The following is a 15,338-nucleotide window of genomic DNA, read 5'->3' on the forward strand; positions in this document are numbered from 1 at the left end:
CATTTTTGATGAATATCTTCCTAAATGGAATTATAGAGCCATTCCTCAAAATAACTGAAATGCATAAGTTATTTATTTTTCATTCCTTAGTGGAAATTTCTTGATCTCCCTTGATGATGACAAAAGGCGATCACTTATTTCTTACTTTTGAACTGATCGGCTAAACTAAAACATGACATCAATCTGAGAGCATAGATTCAAAACTATGAATACAAAACTAGTAGAATCCTTAGCCCAAGTAATTGAATCTCTTGCACCAGATGAATATGCCCTATTGCAAGAAAAACTAAAATTTCGCACAATCCAGAAAACCATCGGCGTATGTGGAGGTCATGCAAGAATCCGCAATACCCGCATCCCCGTTTGGACGATCATCTCACTCCAACAACAAGGAGCCAATACATCAGAGCTTTTACGCAACTTCCCCGCCTTAACCACAGACGACTTGAGCAACGTCCGATTCTATTACACTACACATCAAGAAGAAATCGATCTCGCGATCGCCTCTCATCAATACGAGCAAGAGGAAGCGATCATTAGCTAGATTCTATTCCAACGAAAACTTTGCGATCGCCTTTTGTAGAGATTATTTATGAGATCGCTATCTTTACTGAGTTTTGCTAAACTATGACTGACTTAAGTGCGAGAACTAAAAAAATGACTACTCTAGATATAGCGATCGCAAAATCAAAAAATTACCCACTGATCAACGCAACGAAGTATTTGCGATCGCATGAGTTTTAGCAAATCATCCTACATCTTATGAAGTGAATAATAGAATCGCTGCTTTGCCTAGACTCTATATCTTTGACATTCTAGGAGACTACTCCTTTTTGATAGAGTTCAGTCAATTCACGCAAAAAATTCAAACTCTGCTTGCCAGTCATCGAGATTGGTGAAAATGTCTCCGAACTTGAGTATTTCAAGATAATATCGCGCACTTCGGCGTGATTACCAAGTTGGACAACCTTCATAGACCATAGAGCAAAATCACGATGCTCAATTTCCGAGAAATCTATCAGTTCAGCATTAACATGACGCTTATCTAGCAGAATGCGATTATAGGTTTGGCTAATCACACGCCGACTGCCCTCTAGTACCTGCAAAAACATCGAATCGCCAAAACTCAACATTCCCGTAATTCCTACTTTTTTGTTGTTGCGTTCGGACTTCTCCAAAATTTCAACCAAGTCGGGATATTCTAGTCCTGCGATCGCCTGACTAACATAGATTAAACGATAGAGAGCCATAGATTTATTCATTGCCAAGTAATGTATATAAGACTACCAAAAATCGCCAATGATTTGCAGCACACAATTGACACAAAAGAGAGTAGCAGCGTTTTGCGCTGCTACTCTCTTTTGGCTCTAGCTACTAATACCAATTCACAAAAGTGTGACAACACTTCTGTGAATTAAAAACCAAACCCTGTAAGGGTTTTAAAAACACAAAATGGCTGCGCCACTTTGTGTTTTGGTATAAGCTCTACTTTTTGATCCATACAGAAACTGAGCCACCATTGCAACAAAACTCTGCCCAGCCTTCGTCGTTGGTGGTCACAGTCTCAGCAACATGCTCCGTGATATCAGTATAGGTACTATTAGGATGACCGACATTCATCCATTTCCGTCCGTCTTCGCCGTTACTAAGTACTACCGCCATACCACCAGAATGCTCTTCATCTCCCAATCTTGTCCAACCAATCGTATTAGGATGGTCGAAATAGTCTAACTGATCGCCATAGCAATAGGTTTGCCGCGCAAAAAGGAACTTATCAAGTAACCATTGGTGGCTCTCCATCCAAATTTCGTACTCTTTACCATCTTTACCCCAATCCTTGTAATGTGCGCCGTAGTAATCACCATAAAAAATACAAGGATATCCTTCTTGCCTTAGCAAAATCAAAGCGTAGGCAAGGGGTTTAAACCAAGCCTCGACAATTGATTCTAGAGACTGCAATGGCTGAGAATCATGGTTTTCTACCAAGGTAACCGCGAGGGTTGGCTGATCTTTGACTAAGGTATTTTCAAAAATTTGGCTGAGGTCATAATCTTGCCCTGCTTGACTGGCGAGATGGAAATTTAAGTGCAAAGGTGCATCAAATAGATCGACCTTACCCTCAGTAATTGCGATGAAATTATTTAAAGCTTCTACTTCGTAAGACCAATATTCCCCCACTGCAAATAGATCCCGTTTGGCGTGATGGCGCACATGCTCTAACCATTCTGGAAAGAATCCTGCTGACACATGCTTAACCGCATCAAATCGGAAGCCATCGACATGGGTTGTGTCATAAATCCATTCTCCCCAATATTTGAGTTCCCCTTGAACCTCTGAGTTTTGCATGTCAAGGTCACAACCCATTAAATAATCAAAGTTCCCTTTTTCGAGATCAACGTCATGATCAAAGGATTTACCCTTAAGCAAATAGATAGCGTCTTCACCTTCGTTATAAACGTTGTAATCGATCGCATCAAAATGCCACCAATGCCATTCCATCGTCGAATACTTGCCCTTGCGACCCTCAAAAGTAAAGTGAGTCCAAGCTTTGATGTGTTGATATTCGCCGACCGCCTCATTCCGATTTTCCATACTAAATGGAGTCGCTTCCATTTCTTCTTCGCGATCGGCACCTAGTTTGTGATTAAACACTACATCAGCATAAACATTAATTCCCACTTTCTGCGCGGCTTTAATGGCACGAATATATTCGTCTTTAGTCCCATATTTGGTTCTGATAGAGCCTTTTTGGTCAAACTCGCCAAGATCAAATAAGTCATAAATGCCATAGCCCACATCCATGCCACCACCCGTACCTTTGTAAGCAGGTGGTAACCACAGAGACGTAATGCCAATTTTGGCTAATTCCTCGGCTTGCTCGGCTACTTGATTCCACAGACTGCCATCATCTGGTAAGTACCAGTGAAAGTACTGCATCATCACGCCATTCTGGTCAGACATAGTTGACATTCTCTATATAAAGGTTAAAAAACAAATCTAGGAATAAAGAAATTATTGCTTAATTACGAGACTGATTGAGCAATAAATATTTTGAAAAAGCTGGTGATATCCATATATGTTGACGAAACAACCTATATTAAGTTTTGTGTTGTATTTAATCAAGTTACTCATTTCACTCAATAAATCACTCATAAGGCTGCAAAAGTAAATTTGTGAAAGAAAAAAATAACGGACATTAATTATGAGTTTACAAGAAAGAGCTAAAGCCGCAGCCAAAAATATTGAAGGCAAAATTGAAGAAGCTGTAGGCAATATCACTAATGACTCTTCCAAGCAAGCTGAAGGGCAGGCAAAGCAGGTTGAAGCTGAAGTTCGCAATGCATCTGAAGATGTCAAAGATAGAGCTAAAGATGTTGCTGAAACCGTCAAAGAAAAAGCTAAGAATGTAGCTGAATCTGTAAAGAATAAGGCGAAAGATGTCAAAAATGCTATTGATTAATTCTGATTAACTAAAAAATTACGATTTAAGATTTTTGGTGTTTTAACCATCAAAAATTTATCTTTATTCTAGTATCTAGCAATATAAGGTATTCCTTACGGACTGCTTTTTCAACTAGATAAATTAAGCCCAAAACCATACATTTTTAGAGAGTAATAGGAGAACTAAAATGATTTTGCGAATTTATCGATCACTATTAAATATTGGATTAATTTCAATTCTTTCATTTACCTTCGTCTTTGGGATTGCTATTCAGAATAGTTCGGCAGAACAATCATTCACTCAACTAGTTAATCCCCCTCATACAGCGATCGCCACAATGGGGAAAATTAAAGCAACCGCCAAAGATATTGAAGGTAAAACTCAAGAAGCGATCGGCAATGTTACAGGTAATGCCAAAAATCAAATCATTGGAAAGGCAAAGCAAGCTGAAGCCGATGCTCGGAAAGCGACTGAAAATATTAAAGATGGTGTGAAATTGCCAGAACGAGTAAATGCGAGTGTCGAAAATCTAGAAGGGAAAACACAAGAAGCGTTCGGTAATTTGACAGGCGATCGCCGAGATCAAGTCACTGGCAAGGCAAAACAAATTGAATCGAAGACTCGCAATTTAATGGAAGATGCCAAAGATAAACTTAAAGGCATGTTGGAATAAGTTGAAAACTTCAATGACTAATAAATAAGGATGGAATTGTATGAATTTTCTTTGGTTTATTTTGATCGGTTTAGCTGCTGGCTGGCTAGCAGGACAACTAATGAGAGGTGGTGGATTTGGATTAGTGGGAGATATCGTTGTCGGTGTCATTGGTGCATTGCTAGGTGGTTTCTTATTTAGCACCTTTGGTGTATCTACTGGTGGCGGACTGCTGGGTAGTTTGATTGTTGCCACGATTGGCGCTGTTGTCCTCCTATTTGGGCTACGCCTGATTAAATCAGCGTAATTCTTACTTGCGATACGTCGCAATACTTGGCTTAAACAATTACTAAGAGTTTGAATTAAAAATCATGTCTGACGAAAGAGATAAAGAAATCACAAGTAGAAAAGTTACATCTAACTCTAATACTCCTTTGAGCAGATACAATACTTCTGAAGAACGCACTACTAAAGTCAAAGATGATGGTAGTTCTAACGCTGTGATTATTGTCGTCTTGCTTTTCTTGGCTGTAGGCGCAGGAGCAGTTGCATATTATCTAAACAATCGTCCAGTAGCACCGATCTTAGTCCCGAGCGCAGTGGATACTGTGAGAGAAAACAAATCAACAATAATCGAACGGAATAACACAACTATTAAAGAAGTAAGTCCTGCAACTTCGCAGCCAACTCCCAAAGTTGAGATCACTGTGCAGCCTCAGCCTGTAGCACCAGCACCAGCACCAGCAGTGACTGTAACAGCCCAACCGACCGCAACACCAGCAGCAACACCAAAAGCTGCAACTCCCTCTGCAACACCAACTACAGGTTCTCCTAATAATTAGTCGTAATACCAAAATACAAAATGGCGTAGCCATTTTATGTTTTTAAAACCCTTACTGGGTTTGGTTTTTAATTCACGAAAGTGTTGCCACACTTTTGTGAATTGGTATAATTAGTCAATCCCAATAAAAATGAGGTGGTGCAAAATACTACCTCTTTTTTATTGAGGATTAGTTTGACTGGGAATCATCACGATCGCCCAATAGGGAACTTCATCGGCAACAACTGAGGCGATCGCCTTAATCGTTTGATTGGGCATCGTGGCGCGTTCAATATATAGGGCGCGAGAAAATAATCCTAATTCTTCTAAAACTGACTTAACTTTAGCGAAATGTCTACCTAATTTGATGATGATCGCTGCATCGGCAACCGCTAGGCGATCGCGTAAAACACTAGCTTCTAAAGTTGCAGGCATGATACTTAGCACATCATTGCGATATGTAAGGGGAGCGCCCAGCATTGCCGCACTGGCAAAAGTCGAAGATATGCCTGGAATGACTTCTGTATGAAACCTGCCAGATAGACGATTGAAAATATACATAAACGAGCCGTAAAGCATCGGATCACCTTCGCATAATACCGCCACATCCCGACCTCCTTCTAAATGTTCGGCGATCTTTTCGGCAGCAATATCGTAATAGGGTTGTGAGGAGCGCTCGACACTAAAAGGAAGTGGCATCGGCACTTCAATTTGCTCAGGACGAATAAAATCAGCAACGATCGCCCTTGCCAAAACCTTGCCACTTTCCATAGTTGGATAGGCGATCACGGGAACTGAAGTCAATATGCGATGCGCTTTGATGGTCAATAGCTCTGGATCGCCAGGCCCAATTCCCAAGCCATACAGATTTCCTTTCTTTGCAATTACTTCTTCAACTGGGTTCATACTAACAATCCTAAATCATGTGTGAGAGAATCTTTTCCTTGCATAGCTTGACTAGTAGCGGCAATTCATGAATTACCCTTACTAACAAATTAAGTACATTGCTATAGCTCATTCTCCATCGCTAATGCATTCAAGGCTGCGGCAGCCATCGCACTACCCCCACGCCGACCATGAATAGTCAAAAAGGGAACGCCACGACTGTTTGCTGCCAAAGCCGCCTTTGATTCGATCGCACCGACAAAACCAACGGGGAATCCTAGTATAACGGCTGGTTTGGGCAAACCTTGATCTAGCATTTCTAATAATCGAAATAGTGCCGTTGGTGCATTACCGATCGCTACGATCGATCCCTCGATATGCGATCGCCATAGTTCCATTGCGGCGGCTGATCGAGTATTGCCAATTGTTTTAGCAATTTCTGGCACTTCAGGCTCATTTAAGGTGCAAATTACAGGATTATTGGCTGGTAGGCGCTTGCGGGTGACTCCATTAGCAACCATTTGCGCGTCACAGAGAATATTTGCGCCATTTTTCAGCGCTGCCCTACCAATTTTCACCACATCTTCGGAATAGCCAAGATCTTTGATAATATCCGTCATCCCACAGGCATGAATTAAACGCACAGCAACTACTTCTAAGTCCTGTGGCAAGATTGATAAATCCGCCTCAGCGCGAATTGTGGCAAAGGACTTTTGATAAATTTCATTGCCATCACGGATATAGTCAAGCATGTAACTGGTTAAAGGGGATCTCAAGTATTACGCAAATAAACCAAGAACTCAAGTTCTTGGTTTATTTGATCAAGTCCACTGAAGTAGACTACAAAATACTTCTAAGCAACCCGTTTCAACGGGTTTTAGCTTTTAGCCCGCACTTGAGTGCAGGGCTTCTGCGTAAGGTGAGTTAATAAGTAATTTGCAAAGTCACTAAAGCCTCGACTTTCTGCTCGCCAGCCAAAATTGGCATAGAAGCAGCTTTGTTTGCAAATGTGTCCATGCGTGGTTGTGGAACTGGATAAGCGATCGCTGAATCACTAATATTAATCGTCTTGATGGTTTTGGGCGTAAAACCTAAGGCACTTAAAACAGTATTAGATTGAGTTTGAGCATCTTTAATCGCATCTTGAAGAGCGAGTTGCTTAGCGGCATTTAACTCGGTATCGGTGGCGATAAAGCTGATTTGCTCAATTTGATTTGCACCTGAGTTAACAGCAGCATCAAGGACTGAGCCCGCTTGATCGATCGATACTACAAAACTCACACTAGTCTGTCCTGTGAAACCTTCTTGGCGTTGGCGATTATTTTCATAGACATACTTGGGATTAAGCTGAATACTGGTGGTTTGCAATTTCTCAACGTTTAGTTGCTGCAAGCGCGAGACAATGCTATTAGCTTGACGCGCAACTTCTTCTTGAACAGCGATCGCTGTTTTTCCTTCCACATTTACCCCAAGCTGAATTCTTGCTTTAGTGGTTTTGACAGAGCGTTCACCACGTCCTGTGACCGTGAGAACCCGCTCATTTTTGATTTCAGAATACTTTGCAGAAGATTCTTGTGCCTTTGCTGAAGGTGCGATCGCCGCGATCGATGGAACACAAAAAGCAAGACTGAGAACAAATGTAGTTAAGTGACGCATATGATTAAATCCTTACGAACCTTTGCTTTTACGATATTGTTGTTTTTACTGTTTTGAAGATATCACCTGAATTAAATAGGATTCGACGAGGTTACATTTTCGGTAACGTCTAAAAGTTAGGTTCCCATTTTTAATAAAGAAGCAATTTTTTGTGTCGCGGCAAAGCCGCGACACAAAAAATTGCTTCTTTATTTAGATTTTGATATCGCGGCGCGTGATTCGACCATTAGGTGCATCAATATATCGGGGCAATGTACTTTGATCGATAACTTTTAGCGTATCCATATCGTAGGTTGTATAAATCGTTTCCGCAGTTTCCAACTTAATATCGATTACTGACACTGTTCTATTTGGTGCTAGATCACCACTTAGTAAGCGACGAGGCCCATCACCTAAAACGCCTGCATGGAGTAGTTCTAATTTGCCTTTATGAGCAGGATAGTAAGCGTGATGATGTCCACTAATATAGGTATGCACATTATATTTTTCTAATAAGGCTCTAAGACGCTCAGAATCTTCCAAGTAATTGCCAGCAGTCTCCCGCCCCTTGGAAACTGCATAGAGTGGCAAGTGCCCGATCGCAATTCGTAACTTCGCCTTTTTCGCAGCTTCACTAGCGAGACTCTTTTCCACCCACTTCAATTGTTCTGATGGAATTTCAGATGTAGATGCATCCCAAGTTAAAAAGAAGACATCATTTTGCTCAAATGTATAGTAAAAAGGAAATCCTGCACGATCAACAAAGTTTAAATTTGGATCGTTTTTGGGATCATTCCAGTATTTGAGCACAGCATTGCGATCGTTCTCAAAGGTGGATTTTCCGCCAAAGGAGGAGCCTGATGCATCATGATTCCCAATCGTAAATCCAAAGGGAAGTTTGGCTTTGCGAATTGGTGCGGCAATATGCTTGTCAAATCCTTTCCACATGGCTTCTATTTCGGAAGGTTTGAGGGTATTGTCTTGTCCTGCCACCATATCGCCACCACATAGCACTAAGTCTGGTTCCCAATCTGGCAAAAATGCGATCGCCTGTTTAACCTGATCAATATAATCCGTAGAACCATAAGCACTATTGAGATCGCTAACCACCACAATTCGCACATCACCCCTCACGGGTGCATATAGTCCTTTTGGTGCAGGGTTTGATGATCTTTTGACAGTTGGAGATTTGGTAGGTTTAGGGTTGTTGGCTATGGGAGATGCGGTCTCTGTAGGTGCGACATCAGGTTTGCGGTTCAGAATTCCCGAAAAAGCAGCCCCACCAATCCCGCCACCAAGCACTAATCCACCAAATATCAATAACTGCCGCCGTTTGAATGCCATAGGATCTTAAATATCTACTTGCTGCAATATTTTATAGTGATCGCTAGGTGTAATGCTAAATAATTTAAGTTAGTTGAGAGTATTCTGCAAAGCTTGAATGGTTAATGAAAGCGATCGCCTATCACTATTAGATCTCTTGTAAATTAGGTTGGGAGTGGGTTAGGAGTGATTTTTTTGAACTTAAGAGGTAGCCAAAAGTATCGAGATCAGGGCAAAGTTATAACGGCTTTCATAAAACCCAAGAATTGATTGGCGGCGCTTCGCGCCGCCAATCAATTCTTGGGTTTTATGTCCTAAGACAAGGGACTGTAGCAATAATTTGCAAACCGATATAATTTGGCGCAGAAAGCATTGCTAAACTAAAATCTATACACATAGAGCTTTTTGGGCAATACTGTTATCGACTCATTGAATAATTAGGCGTGCGCGGCTTCGTCGCGCACGCCTAATTATTCAATGGGAAGAGAGTAAGTGTTGATTCGAGAATGAAAGAAGTTGAGATTGATGGGAAACTTATGCGAATCTTATTGGTGGATGACGAAGAAGAGCTTGCCGAACCACTACAACGAATTTTGGCAAATCAGGGTTATTTAGTTGATAGCGCTAATAGTGGCGATCGCGGCTGGGAATTGGCACAGACAGGTGATTATGACTTGCTGATTTTGGATTGGATGATGCCTGAGAAATCGGGGGTAGAAATTTGCAGCTCATTGCGACAGAAAGGAGATAGTACACCCGTACTCATACTCACTGCCAAGGATACTCTTGACGATCGCGTAGCAGGTTTAGATAGTGGCGCTGACGATTATTTAGTAAAACCTTTTGAATTGCGGGAGTTACTTGCCAGAGTGAGGGCGTTACTGCGCCGCGCACCCTCTCCACTCGCATTAACAAGTGAGCCTGCAAAATTAAGTTATGGAGACTTGGAACTTGATCGCGATAATCAAGTCGTATATCGAGATCAGATTGCGATCGCTTTAACCGAGAGAGAATATCAGCTCTTAGAGTATTTTATGTTTCATCCAAACCAATTACTAAGCCATGAACTCATCTCACAACATCTCTGGAAAGAAGGAGAAGATGCCCCAACTAGTAATGCCCTAGCCGCACAGATCAAATTATTACGGCGCAAAATTGATCGTGATCGCCAAATTTCTTTGATCAATACTGTGTATGGCAAAGGCTATCGCTTTGGCTGAAAATCAGATCTTTCTTTGCAAGGTTTGTTTCGCGAACCTTGCAAAAATCTGTAGTAATCGTACTTTACTTGATAAAGGAAACCTGATATTTTTTAAAAGCTTTGCTTAGTAAGGCTTTCAAAAATTGAAACTCGATCTAAGGCGAACATATGTAAAATGGTGTCGTGAGGGCATCAACGGAGTGAAAAATTGTGGGACAGGCTCAACTACCGCCGCAGAGACCGACTAACTCTACATTTGCCAAAAATCTAGGGCGTGTAGGTGTCGGACTAGCGATCGCATTTACAGCAACTAGCTTAGGTGCTTTTTGGTATGGACGCTATTTTTTAAATGAGCAACTGTCGCCACTATTACAGACCGAGCTTGCCAAATCGCTCAAGCGTCCTTTACAGCTAGGCAAGGTTGAACGAGTTAGTTTTTCGAGCATTAGGTTTGGTAAGTCGATCGTGCCACCAACCGATAAGGAGTCAAACTTTTTAGCAGTTGAGGCACTCGAAGTTAAGGTTGATCTTTGGAGCTATTTGATCAGTCGCAAAATTGGTTTGGATGCGATCGCGGAGCAGCCACAGGTATTTCTAAAGCAGGACGTTACAGGTTTACTGCAATTACCCAAGATCACCCCACCAGAAACAACTACCAAAGAAGGCTTTGTTGATCTTCGGACGGTCACTTTTAGTGATGCACAAGTAACTATCCAAACGATCGCTAAGGGTGAGCTGGTATCTCTTAGTCAAGTACAGATTGATAGTAATTGGAAAATCACTGATCTAAATAATCAGAGCCTAAAGATGAATGGCAAAGGTCGTGTAACTTTACCCAATCTTGCTGCGATCGCTGTCCCCCCAAATCCTGAACAGTTAAAAAAGGCGATCGAGACTGCCAATGCAGAAAAAGGAGGCAACAAGGGCAATGTAACTTTTGCAATTGATTGGGATCTGACTAGAGGGATAGGCACTGTTGATATTCAGTCTAAAGATTTGCAGGTTGCGGCAATCCAAGGATTTGCGGTTAGCCTGCCCTTTCAGGTTCAACAAGGTAAGCTTGATGCCGAGGCAAAAATTTCGGTAGATGCAGAAAAGACGACTCCTAGTGATTCGGTGCTAGCGGCAAATAAAATTTCCATAACTGCTCAACTTACTGATGGGGTGATCAAATCTCCCCAATTAGCCAAGCCAATCACTGAAATTTCAGGGCAACTCAGCTTTGATGGTACTGATGCAACTTTAAAGGAATTTTCTGCGAACTACGGTTTGTTGGTGACAACTGTCGATGGGACATTTAATCAGCAAAAGGGTTTTAATTTGAACTTTGCTAGTACCGTACTAGATCTAGCGAAAGGACTGGAAAGTTTTAATATCAAAACACCTGTAGCGATCGCAGGCGAGGTGAAGCTCGCAGGTAAACTTACGGGAACAACTAAAAAACCCGCCCTGACGCTAAACATTACTACGCCCAAACCTGTGAGCTTTGATCGGGTAACTGTCGATCGCTTTTTAGCCACCATTGAGCTCAAAGATTTAAATACACTCCAAATCAAAAAAGTTCAAGCCGCCTCCACAGGTGCAACGCTCACAGGCGAAGGGCAAATTCGCTTGCCCCAAAAAGATCAACCTGCGGAAGTCCTATTTACCTCAAGCCTCGTTGGCGTTGCCGAAGAGTTCACAAAACTCTATGGGGCAAAATTACCGATCACCATTGGTCAAATTACTAGTTCTTTACAAATTACTGGCGCTCTAGCAAATCCCCAAATTCTGGCTCAAATTGATGCTCCTAATGCGACCTATCCTGCAAAGGGAGAAGTCTTTTTAGCGGATGGATTAGCTACGATTCGGAATACGCGGGTGCGGTTTCCCATTGGTGAGATTGGGATAGCAGGTAGCTACAATATCACTAGCGGTGCGTGGAAATCCCAGCTAAATAGTAATGGCATTCCTTTATCAGCGTTTCTCCTAAATCAAAAAGGCATTCTCGAAGGATTCATCAATCTACGGAGCGATCGCGGTGGTTTTTCGTTAGCAGATATTACTGGTGATGGCACTGTGACCTTGCCCCAAGGATTAACAGAAATCCCCGATGCGATCGCCGCGAATTTGATATGGGATGGAAAGAATCTGCTGATTCCTTCACTACAAGTTGGTAATTATTTAACCGCCAATGGCAAAGTAGATCTAGCATTCCCTAATAATTCACGTAATGAATTTCCCACAGGCATTGCAGGAATTAACCTCGATCTGATTTCGCGCAATGTTAATATCAATCGCTTAGCAACTCTCTCTAGCGCAATACCCGCTCAAGCCTCAGGGATTTTCAACTTTCGGGGCAATCTTTCAGGGGCGATCGACCAACTTAAAATTGCTGGAGCATTACAACTGGATAATGTTGATCTAGCTTCTTTAGGTGCTAGCTTTGCCAAGCAAGGGATTGTGGCTCCGTCACGCGGCTCACTAGATTTTGATGGCTCAATTAATGGTGATCTGACGGCTCCAAGACTAGTCGGTAATCTGCGTGTTGCCAGCTTAAAGGTTAATCAAATAGAACTTGATAAGCTCACTTTTAACGGAGCTTTAAATGGAATTGGCAGCGTTATTCAAGCAACTGGAGATCTACTACTAGCGGGACTAAGAGTTGATAAATTAGCCTTTGATCCAAGATTAGAAGGGAAGCTCAATTTTGATGGTAATCAAGGCTTAAATGTTGATTTGCGCGGCAAGCGCGATCGCATTGCTGCCCGACTAGATAATGCGTTTCGTCCCATCGATTTTACGGTAAATTTGGGAGAATCTACAGCGACAGGTAGACGTTTTGAGAATAACCCTCGTCGTTTACAAGTTGCAGTCAAAAATATTCCACTTGCCTTAGCTGCTTCTTTGGCTGGGCAAAATGATGTGAGTGGCAAGCTGTCTAGTAATCTCATCGTTGATTTTACGAATAATCCCACTGCGATCGGAGATGTTACCGTTGAGCGTCCTCGCTTCGGGAGGGTAGTTGCGGAACGTGCGATCGCCAAGGTTTCCTATGCTAATGGTGTATTGGATGTTAAAGATGGCAACTTAAATATTCGGCAGGGGGAGGTTAATAATGAGTATAAATTCAATTTGACTTACAATCCTCAAGCTGAAGATCCGATCTCAGGTGCTGCCGAAATTACACAGGGCAGAATTCAAGATGTATTCGCCACGCTCCAATGGGCTAACATTGTCGATGTTACCCAAGGTATTACCTTTGCTAAAAATAGAGCAGCAGAATTACAGCCCTTAGAATCAATCAGATTGATGGGAGAGCCTCTGTACAAGCAGTTACAATATCTCACTCAGATTGAACTGCGACAAGAACAGCAGGAAACTGTTAATTCAGCCCGCAATTTCAATCTGCCGCCGCTCACGGATTTTCGTGGTGATATCAAGGGCAAGGTCACCTTTGGGTTTAACAAACGGAGAGGTATTCGTGTCGGGTTCAATCTTACTGGCAAAAAATTTGAGTATGGAAAGTTTGCTGTTGATGATATTCAAATAGAGGGACGTTATGCCTATGGTGTTTTCAATATTGCTAAAGCAAATTTCCAGTCCGATAAGAGCTATGGACGAATTACAAAGGCGAGAATTAGACTTACTCCTTCATCCAATCCATTATTTCGATTCCGTGAACAAAGTGGTGAAATTGAACTAAAAGATTTTCCCATTGAATCTTTGAGACCATTGCCATTTTTTAGCGCAATTCCCTTTGATTTGACAGGCAAAGTTAACGGCAATCTCTCCATCTCTGGTACTAATTTATTGGATTTAGGAGTTAAAGGACAATTGAGCCTGACCGATGGCTCCGTTAATCGTCAACCGATTGATTTTGTGGCGGTGAAGTTTAACTATGACAAGTTAAATATTAATTTCAATGCCAATATGAAGGTTGCAGGTAAGGATTCTGTTGTCGCTTCTGGTAATTTTGGTGTTTTTGGTATCTTTGACGTTAAGCTTGATGTTAAGGATGAAGGTATTGCTTTTATCAATATTTTCAATCAGCCTGTACGCTGGGTAAATGGGAAAGGCAATATCAATCTCACTGCAAATGGAACATTTAGGGATCCGAAAATCGCAGGCAAGATGACGGTTGAGAATGCAAAGGTCAAAATTGCAGGCTTACCAGGAGATTTTACTGAAGTTCAAGGTGTGATCGACTTCACTCGCGATCGCTTAATTAGTAATATCACTAGCAACTTTAGCGAAGGCAAACTCGCTTTAAAAGGGATTCTCCCGATTAGTAATCCTAATCTGATACAAACAGATAGTCCAGAATATCAACAAGCCCTCGCCATCAATGCCGACAAGCTCAAGTTGAATATCCGAGATATTAGTTCTGACAACTTCAATACGCGAGTCATTGTTCGAGGCTCCCTATTAGCACCCATAATCACAGGTGAAGTGGCGCTAGGAGACGGGCGATTGGTTATCGGTAATGATGCTGCTCCCAATAGCTCGACCCTAGCTGATGACAGTAGCAATTTAGCAGATGTAGCCTTTGACCGCCTCGGAGTTAAATTGCAAAACATGCAAGTGACACGCTTTCCTCTATTTAATTTCTTGGGAGAAGGAACACTAATTGTAAATGGAACCCTCCTCAATCCAGAACCAGAAGGTAAAATCAATATTTCACGCGGACAGTTCAACGCAATTTCGACAAGGTTCCGTCTTGATCGTGCTTACGAAAACTTTGTAGAGTTTAAACCCACTCAAGGACTCAATCCAACTTTAAATGTCCGTGTTTCTGGCGCTGTTGCCGAGATCACCCGCGTACCGATAAATTCTAATCGCCCCGACGATCTATTTCGTCCCAATGAAGTTCCTGTTAGCAATTTGGGGGCGCAGAAGACTCTAAGAGTCCAAGCTAGTGTCACAGGCACGGCTCTTGCGCCAGATATTCGTCTTTCCAGTAGCCCACCTCGCAGTCAAGCAGAAATCATTGCCCTAATAGGTGGTGGTATTTTGCAACAACAGGGTGGATCTGACCCTGCTGCGGCACTGGCGAGTTTTGCAGGTGGTACAGTTCTTAACTTCCTCCAAGATGCGATCGGTGATGCGTTGAATCTGGCAGAATTTAATCTCAGTCCAGTTACTACTAGCACTTCAAGTAATAGCAGTACAGGAACATTAGGGCTGTCGGCTGAAGCTGCGATCGATGTCAGTAACAGTTTCTCGATCGCCCTCCAACGGATTATTAATGATTCCACCCAACCAACTAATTTCTCCGTTCGTTATCGTGTTGATCCAAATATTTTATTGCGCGGTAACTACGGCACAAATGGCAACACAGGTATCTCAATCGAATACGAAAATCGTTTTTAAAGTTTTGAGGCTCTGGAGGTTCAGAGTT

Annotated in this window: 13 protein-coding genes; 7 read left to right on the forward strand and 6 right to left on the reverse strand. The window is 42.1% G+C overall.

Annotated elements, in window-relative coordinates; all coding sequences use genetic code 11:
• The first annotated feature begins 205 nt into the window (after window positions 1–205).
• Window positions 206–544 (forward strand): DUF433 domain-containing protein, encoded by a 339-nt coding sequence (locus tag CQ839_RS15440; protein ID WP_103669190.1) that lies wholly within the window; start codon window positions 206–208, stop codon window positions 542–544.
• Between the two features lie 271 nt (window positions 545–815).
• On the opposite strand, the gene CQ839_RS15445 is transcribed toward CQ839_RS15440, so the two are convergent.
• Both CQ839_RS15445 and CQ839_RS15450 read right to left on the reverse strand, forming a co-directional pair.
• Window positions 816–1,250 carry a BLUF domain-containing protein gene (locus CQ839_RS15445; RefSeq protein WP_103669290.1) on the reverse strand — a complete coding sequence of 145 codons (435 nt, stop codon included), beginning with the start codon at window positions 1,248–1,250 and terminating at the stop codon, window positions 816–818.
• A 235-nt stretch (window positions 1,251–1,485) separates the two neighbouring features.
• The gene (locus CQ839_RS15450; protein WP_103669191.1) at window positions 1,486–2,961 is read right to left on the reverse strand and encodes an alpha-amylase; all 1,476 of its coding nucleotides are present in this window, start codon (window positions 2,959–2,961) and stop codon (window positions 1,486–1,488) included.
• A gap of 241 nt (window positions 2,962–3,202) precedes the next feature.
• On the opposite strand from CQ839_RS15450, the gene CQ839_RS15455 reads away from it, so the two are divergent.
• The 4 genes from CQ839_RS15455 (at window position 3,203) to CQ839_RS25505 (ending at window position 4,936) form a co-directional block, all read left to right on the forward strand.
• Window positions 3,203–3,460 carry a CsbD family protein gene (locus CQ839_RS15455; RefSeq protein WP_103669192.1) on the forward strand — a complete coding sequence of 86 codons (258 nt, stop codon included), beginning with the start codon at window positions 3,203–3,205 and terminating at the stop codon, window positions 3,458–3,460.
• A 169-nt stretch (window positions 3,461–3,629) separates the two neighbouring features.
• Window positions 3,630–4,115, forward strand: coding sequence for a CsbD family protein (locus CQ839_RS15460; RefSeq protein ID WP_258040754.1), 486 nt, complete (start codon window positions 3,630–3,632; stop codon window positions 4,113–4,115).
• A 40-nt stretch (window positions 4,116–4,155) separates the two neighbouring features.
• Window positions 4,156–4,401 (forward strand): GlsB/YeaQ/YmgE family stress response membrane protein, encoded by a 246-nt coding sequence (locus tag CQ839_RS15465; RefSeq protein WP_103669193.1) that lies wholly within the window; start codon window positions 4,156–4,158, stop codon window positions 4,399–4,401.
• A gap of 64 nt (window positions 4,402–4,465) precedes the next feature.
• Complete coding sequence (locus CQ839_RS25505) at window positions 4,466–4,936, forward strand: hypothetical protein (RefSeq protein WP_219817793.1); 471 nt, start codon at window positions 4,466–4,468, stop codon at window positions 4,934–4,936.
• Window positions 4,937–5,094: 158 nt separating this feature from the next.
• Here CQ839_RS25505 and cobI read toward each other — a convergent pair whose 3' ends face one another.
• The 4 genes from cobI to CQ839_RS15490 form a co-directional block, all read right to left on the reverse strand.
• Window positions 5,095–5,799, reverse strand: a complete 705-nt coding sequence (gene cobI, locus CQ839_RS15475) for a precorrin-2 C(20)-methyltransferase (RefSeq protein ID WP_181016220.1) — start codon at window positions 5,797–5,799, stop codon at window positions 5,095–5,097.
• Window positions 5,800–5,921: 122 nt separating this feature from the next.
• A complete protein-coding gene (locus CQ839_RS15480; RefSeq protein ID WP_103669195.1) occupies window positions 5,922–6,551 on the reverse strand; it encodes a precorrin-8X methylmutase in 630 nt (209 codons plus the stop codon).
• 172 nt (window positions 6,552–6,723) lie between these two features.
• Complete coding sequence (locus CQ839_RS15485) at window positions 6,724–7,455, reverse strand: SIMPL domain-containing protein (RefSeq protein WP_103669196.1); 732 nt, start codon at window positions 7,453–7,455, stop codon at window positions 6,724–6,726.
• A gap of 192 nt (window positions 7,456–7,647) precedes the next feature.
• Window positions 7,648–8,778, reverse strand: coding sequence for a metallophosphoesterase (locus CQ839_RS15490; protein ID WP_103669197.1), 1,131 nt, complete (start codon window positions 8,776–8,778; stop codon window positions 7,648–7,650).
• Window positions 8,779–9,293: 515 nt separating this feature from the next.
• On the opposite strand from CQ839_RS15490, the gene rppA reads away from it, so the two are divergent.
• Together rppA and CQ839_RS15500 are read left to right on the forward strand one after the other, a co-directional pair.
• Window positions 9,294–9,977: a two-component system response regulator RppA gene (gene rppA / locus CQ839_RS15495; protein ID WP_103669292.1), complete on the forward strand. Its 684-nt coding sequence runs from the start codon at window positions 9,294–9,296 to the stop codon at window positions 9,975–9,977.
• A gap of 191 nt (window positions 9,978–10,168) precedes the next feature.
• Window positions 10,169–15,310, forward strand: coding sequence for a translocation/assembly module TamB domain-containing protein (locus CQ839_RS15500; protein WP_103669198.1), 5,142 nt, complete (start codon window positions 10,169–10,171; stop codon window positions 15,308–15,310).
• Window positions 15,311–15,338 lie beyond the last annotated feature (28 nt).

Source organism: Pseudanabaena sp. BC1403 (genome assembly GCF_002914585.1).
Lineage (GTDB): Bacteria > Cyanobacteriota > Cyanobacteriia > Pseudanabaenales > Pseudanabaenaceae > Pseudanabaena.